General features: G+C 63.6%; 2 protein-coding genes. Both read right to left on the reverse strand.

Going from position 1 to position 769, the window contains the following annotated elements; all coding sequences use genetic code 11:
* Window positions 1–410, reverse strand: a 410-nt coding sequence (locus AC1D00_RS43705) for an electron transfer flavoprotein subunit beta/FixA family protein (protein ID WP_477015010.1), incomplete at its 3' end; no start/stop codon positions are given.
* 126 nt (window positions 411–536) lie between these two features.
* The coding region (locus AC1D00_RS43710; RefSeq protein WP_477015011.1) for an ATP:cob(I)alamin adenosyltransferase at window positions 537–769 on the reverse strand (233 nt) is incomplete at its 5' end.

Consider the following 769-nt stretch of genomic DNA (forward strand, 5'->3'; position numbering starts at 1 on the left):
CAGCCGAGCAGCGCGGCCAGCATCTGGCCGGTCTGGTTGCTGTCGTCGTCGATCGCCTGCTTGCCGAGGATGATCAACCCCGGCTGCTCCTCCTCGGCGATCTTCTTCAGGATCTTGGCGACGGCGAGCGGCTCGACGGCGCCCTCGGCCTTCACCAGGATGCCGCGATCGGCGCCCATCGCAAGACCGGTGCGGATCGTCTCCGACGCCTGCGCAGGTCCAATGGAAACCACCACGACCTCGGTGGCCTTGCCACCTTCCTTCAGGCGCAGCGCTTCCTCGACCGCGATTTCATCGAACGGGTTCATCGACATCTTGACGTTGGCGAGTTCAACGCCCGATCCATCGCCCTTGACGCGGACCTTGACGTTGTAATCGACCACCCGCTTTACCGGCACTAAGACCTTCATCGATCCTCTTTCACTCAATTTGGGAAGGGGGTTATCAACTGGCGCGGAACCTAAAGGCCTGACCCGGCCCGGTCAACGCGCGAAGAGGCCAAATTTTAGACCTTGGAAATGAGCCGTTCTAATGGGTCAGCGATTCTGGCCCGGAACCCAGAGCACGTCGCCGGCGCCGTTATGGTTGGCTGCGCGGCTGGCCACGAACAGGAAGTCCGACAGGCGATTCATATATTGGATGCCAGCGGCGCCGACCGGCTCGCCCGGCTGGGCCGCCAGTTCCACCATCACGCGTTCCGCCCTGCGGCATATCGTGCGTGCGACATGGAGGTAGGCGGCGGCGGGCGTGCCGCCGGGCAGCACGAAGG

Source organism: Bradyrhizobium sp. P2_E8, assembly GCF_056403875.1.